At 48.6% G+C, this 5,390-nt stretch carries 6 protein-coding genes; 4 read left to right on the top strand and 2 right to left on the bottom strand.

Annotation, left to right across the window (positions count from 1 at the left end; translation table 11 throughout):
* The 4 genes from ACR0P9_RS07155 to ACR0P9_RS07140 form a co-directional block, all read left to right on the top strand.
* On the top strand, positions 1-436 hold a 436-nt coding region (locus ACR0P9_RS07155), incomplete at its 5' end, for a hypothetical protein (protein WP_432618702.1).
* Between the two features lies 1 nt (position 437).
* Positions 438-1,286, top strand: a complete 849-nt coding sequence (locus ACR0P9_RS07150) for a DUF6734 family protein (RefSeq protein ID WP_432618700.1) — start codon at positions 438-440, stop codon at positions 1,284-1,286.
* Positions 1,287-1,423: 137 nt separating this feature from the next.
* Complete coding sequence (pfkB, locus tag ACR0P9_RS07145) at positions 1,424-2,350, top strand: 1-phosphofructokinase (protein WP_432618698.1); 927 nt, start codon at positions 1,424-1,426, stop codon at positions 2,348-2,350.
* A 154-nt stretch (positions 2,351-2,504) separates the two neighbouring features.
* Positions 2,505-3,578 (top strand): NAD(P)H-dependent flavin oxidoreductase, encoded by a 1,074-nt coding sequence (locus ACR0P9_RS07140; protein ID WP_432618696.1) that lies wholly within the window; start codon positions 2,505-2,507, stop codon positions 3,576-3,578.
* Positions 3,579-3,637: 59 nt separating this feature from the next.
* Here the strand turns inward: ACR0P9_RS07140 and nrdR are convergent, their stop codons facing one another.
* Both nrdR and secF read right to left on the bottom strand, forming a co-directional pair.
* Positions 3,638-4,096, bottom strand: a complete 459-nt coding sequence (gene nrdR / locus ACR0P9_RS07135) for a transcriptional regulator NrdR (protein WP_432618694.1) — start codon at positions 4,094-4,096, stop codon at positions 3,638-3,640.
* A gap of 105 nt (positions 4,097-4,201) precedes the next feature.
* A complete protein-coding gene (secF, locus tag ACR0P9_RS07130) occupies positions 4,202-5,311 on the bottom strand; it encodes a protein translocase subunit SecF (RefSeq protein ID WP_432618692.1) in 1,110 nt (369 codons plus the stop codon).
* Positions 5,312-5,390: the final 79 nt, after the last annotated feature.

Below are 5,390 nucleotides of genomic sequence, written 5' to 3'. Positions count from 1 at the left end.
CTGGAACGGCGTTATGATGGACGCAGCAAGCTATGCCAAGCACCAGCAGCACAGCCAGCCTGCGCCGGAACAAACTGTTTCTTCCAAAGAAGAACCGACAGATACCTTGGATGCAATTTTCGATGCGCCGCAGGATCTCCGTCAAATCGCTGCCGATGCGATTCGAGAGGATGCCGAAGATGCCGGACAGGAATCGTCTGAAACCGTCTGTGAATGGCGAACAGAGACACAGCAGCTCTTGCTCGAAGAACCAAAGATGCAGTATACTGGCTCTGGTTCTTATCGAGGTTCCGGCTCGTTTGTCTCCTCTTCTTATCTATCCTCCTACTTGTCATCTTATAGAACTTCCCAGCGTTCCAGCGGTTCGTTCCGGTTGTCATCCGGCAGTTTATCTACTTTCTCTATGCTGGGCGGTTATGGGCTGGATTTAATTTGATATGCAGGCATTTGTTTCCAATTGGACACGCCCCTATACCGCGCGCTGGACAGGCAGACCATATGAAATGGCGGATTATGATTTGCTGACCACTGTGCTGTCTGCGCTGCTGTGGCGGCGGGAAAACGGATCTATCCGCATGATTACCGATGATATTGGCGCACAATACTACCGTTCCCTCGGCTTGACTGAGCTTTGGGACGGTGGTATTTTTACACATCTCAACTGTATTCCGCAAACTATCGATCCCTGCACGTTTTGGGCGGCGGGAAAGCTGTACGCGCTGGCATCTGTTCCGGCACCCTGTGTCATGCTGGACACAGATTTTATCGTCTGGCACTCGCTTGCCGCGCATTGGAGCAAGCCGCTCGCCGTAATCCATCGAGAGGCATTGCATCCTGATATTTACCCCGATCCTTCCGCATTTGTCTTAGATGCTTCGTACCAATTCCCTGCTGATTGGAATTGGAACGCGCAGGCGTGCAACACCGCACTCACCTATTTCGGTGACGAGACACTCCGCAAGACATATATCCGGCAAGCGATGGACTTTATGCAAGCAACCCGCGGGCAAGATGGTCTAATCTACATGGTATTCGCAGAACAGCGGCTGCTCGCCATGTGTGCAGAATCTCTCTCTGTTCCTATCTATGCGTTTTCCACAGAACAGGACTTGTTCTCAGGCAAACAGCGTGATTTCACCCATGTATGGGGCTTCAAGCAAGCCATGCAGGAACAGCCAATGCTGCGCGAAGCATTTTGCAGCAAATGTGCTGCTCGCATTCAGCGAGACTTTCCCGCTTACACTAAGCGATGTGCCGCTATCCCTATGTTACAGCAATATTTTTAACAGAAGCCTTTATTTGTGCATTTTGCACAAATAAAGGCTTCGTTTTTCTCAACCCATAAAACAACTGCATCAATTGACTTTGTAGAAAAAACAATTATCATTAAAAGTGGAAATACATTTGATAAGGTGGTTATTTTATGATTTATACTGTTACTTTTAATCCGTCCTTAGATTATTCCATCCGCATTGATGATTTTGCCTTCGGCGGACTCAATCGCATCGGTGAAGAAGCCATCCGCGTCGGCGGCAAAGGCATCAATGTTTCTATTGTGCTCAACAGCTTAGGTGTAGACAATATTGCCCTCGGCTTTGTTGCAGGCTTCACAGGCGAACACATCGAAGAAGAAATGAAACGCCTTGGATGTACCACGCAGTTTACGCAGCTTCCAGAGGGATTTTCTCGTATCAATGTCAAGCTGAATAAGATTGCTGAGCCGCAGACCGAGATGAACGGACAAGGTCCCAGCGTTTCGCCGGAAGAATGCCGTCAGTTTATTGAGCGTCTCAAGCAAACCGTCAAAGAAGGCGATTGCTTGGTTCTTTCCGGCAGCATTCCGCGCAGTATGCCGCGTGATATGTACGAAAAAATCTTGGAAACTATAGATACGAAACACGTTTTGGTCATTGTAGATACCAACAGCGATTTACTGCGGCGCACACTGCCGTATCATCCATTCCTCATCAAGCCAAACCTGATTGAGTTGGGTGAAATCTTCGGACGTACCCTGACAGAATACGATGATATTGTCGGCTGTGCCATGCACTTGCAGGAAGAAGGCGCCCGCAATGTATTGGTTTCTATGGGTGCTGACGGTGCCATTCTTGTCACAGAAGAGGGACAGGTATTCTCCTCCCCTGCACCAAAGACGGATGATCTCTCGATAGAGCTAATTGACGTCAACGGCGCAGGAGATTCGATGGTTGCAGGTTTCTTAGCTGGTTATCTGGAGCGTCACAGCATGGTAGACGGTTTTGCCAAGGGCTTGGCAGCCGGTTCTGCAACGGTTTACACCGCAGGTCTCGCAGATAAGAATCAAATCAATCTGGTTGCTCAACGCAAGTAATAAATATTATTGCCCATTTTTATAACCGGTGTACGTTTTCGTACACTGGTTATTTTTATGTCCGAAACTATTGTGTTTTCCAGAACAACGTGATATACTATTGAAAACTATTTAGATTGACACATTCTCGTTGATATAGAAGGAGCACATTGTTTTGAATTTACCTGAAATTTCTATTGGTGGACTTCATCCCCAACTGCCGGTCATTCAAGGCGGCATGGGCATTGGTATTTCTCTCTCCGGCTTGGCAGCGGCTGTTGCCAACGCAGGCGGCATTGGCATTATTTCCGGCGTACAGATCGGCTTTCGTGAGCCGGATTTTGAAAAGGACCCCGTTTCTGCAAATATTCGCGCCATCGGCAAAGAACTGCGCCGTGCAAGAGAACTTGCACCGAACGGCATTATCGGCATGAACTTTATGTCCATTGACGCGCATTACGCAGAATATGTCACAGAAGCCGTCAAGCAGGGCGCAGATGTGATTATCTCCGGTGCCGGTCTGCCTCTCACACTGCCGGAACTGACAGCAGGAAGCCAAACGCGCATTGTCCCCATCGTTTCTTCCGCTCGCGCCTGCCGTTTGATTTTGACCAAATGGCTGCGCAAGCACAACCGTTTTCCGGATGCCGTTGTTGTAGAAGGCCCTCTCGCCGGTGGTCATCTCGGCTTCAAGTTGGATGATCTGTACAACGGCACCAATCAAACGCTGGAACAAGCGCTCTCCGATGTTGTCGCTTATATCCGCAAGTTTGAACAGGAGCACCAAGTCTCTATTCCGATTTTTGCCGCTGGCGGCATTATGGATTACACAGACGTCCAGCGCATGTTGGCGCTCGGTGCTTCCGGCGTGCAGGTAGGCTCTTCCTTCGTCACAACCAAAGAGTGTGATGCTTCGGATCGATTTAAGCAGGCATATTTGGACGCACGCCCAGAGGATGTGCGCATCATCAAAAGCCCGACTGGATTTGCTGCTCGCGCCATCAACACAAACTTTGTGAAGCAGGCATACGATCACGGCGGCATTCCTGTCCAGCATTGCTTCCGCTGTATGCCGGAGATCTGCCATCCTGCCACGACACCATATTGTCTATCCCAAGCGCTGTTTGACGCAGCACGCGGCGAAAATATGGGCGGATTGGTATTCTGCGGCGGCCGTGTGGGTGAATTGCATGAAATTGTCACTGTGCAGCAGGTCATGGATCGTTTGACAAAGCCTTCAGCACGTTAATCTTTCTCAAATAAACAAAAAACCGTATCTATGAAAAATATATCATAGATACGGTTTTTTCACTTATGATGCGGGCGAATACGCTTCAGTTCTGCCATAAATGAATCGACATCATCAAAATCTCGATAGACAGAAGCAAACCGGATATATGCCACCTCATCAATGTCAATCAGCCGCTCGACAACCATTTCACCGATTGTCATAGAGGACACTTCATTTTCCAACTGATCGTACAGTTCTTTTTCAATATCACTGAGCAAATCGTCCATCTGTGCCTTTGTGACCGGACGCTTTTGACAGGCTTTGAGAATGCCGCGCATGAGTTTTTCTCTGTCATACTGCTGGCGCGAACCATCTTTTTTTATCACCATGAGTGAACGGGATTCGATAGTCTCATATGTCGTAAATCGCTTGCCGCATTTTTGGCAGGTGCGGCGGCGGCGAATGCTCTCCCCATCGACAGTCGGGCGAGAATCAATGACCTTGCTCTCTGTATATTTGCAATACGGGCACTTCATATCGTGTTCACTCCTTCAATCCTCAAAAACGCTTTCTTTATAAAGAATACCATATTTTCGCGTGAAAAAAAAGACCGGACAGATAAAATCTGTCCGGAATTGCAATCAATGCTTCTTTTTTCTCTGTTTTCTCGAGGTTTTCTTCGGTGTGACTTTCTTTGCCGGTGCTGGCTGCGGTGCAGCAGCAACAGTCTCCGCATTCTCCTCTTCTGCCTTCGGTGCCTCTTCGGCCTTTTCCGGCTGTGGCTTTGCAGCCTTCTTTTCCGAAGACTTGGACGACGAAACCTTTCTCTGCGCCTTTTCCTTTCTGTTCTTGCGCATCATACCGCGGTACTTCGACCAGAATGCGCCGGACAGGAACATAGACGAATATGCACCTGCGATGATACCAACAATCATCGGCAGCGTGAACTGACGCAGGCTGGTGACACCAAAGATAAAGATCATACCAACCGTGAGCAGTGTCGTAATAGATGTATTTACCGTACGACCGACCGTCTGCCAGATACTCTTTTCCACAGTATCTTCAAACAGCTCGCGGCGTGCAAACTTTCGATTCTCGCGGATACGGTCAAACACAATAATACTTGCGTTGATAGAATAGCCGAGAATCGTCAGCGCAACCGCGATAAAGGTCGTGTTAAACGGAATGCGGAAAATCACATACGCGGACAGCACAACCAGCAGGTCATGTGCCAAGCAAGTAATGGCCGCCAAACCAGAAGTCAACTCAAAGCGAATGGTGATGTAAATCATCATGAGAACGACAGCAACCAAAGCAGCGGTAATTGCCTTGCCCTGTGTCTCCTTACCAATCGTCGCATTGACGTCAGAAATATTCTGTGTATCGTCATCGGACAGATTGAACTGCTTCTGCATCGCCTGTACAACCTGATTCTGCTGGTTGCTGTCCAGACGGGTGCACTTAATCAGGACTTCTTCACCGTCGTCGCCGGTTTTCTGTACCGAAGACGGCTCGATACCGACAGCGTCCTGCACCAGTTCCGGAATCGTCTTGCTGGAAATATCGCTGGTTACTTCTTCATGAATATCGAAGGTCATGCTGGTGCCGCCGATGAAATCGACATCCATGTTAAACAAGTTCATGCCAAACGGAAGAGTAACCAAGCCGACGAGACCTGGTGCGATTGCAATCAGTGCAATCAATGCGAAAATCGGAAATTTCTTGATAATCGAAAACTTACCCTGTTTCATCGTCTTACACCTCCTCCTTCTTTTCTTTCTTCACGCCATACCATTTCGGGTTGGTAATGCGGAAGTCTGCCATGCGCTG

Source organism: Butyricicoccus sp., from assembly GCF_050872565.1.
In the GTDB taxonomy this organism is placed as follows: domain Bacteria; phylum Bacillota; class Clostridia; order Oscillospirales; family Butyricicoccaceae; genus Butyricicoccus_A.
Note: the sequence above shows the minus strand (reverse complement) of the source record. Positions and strands in the feature narration are given on the sequence as shown.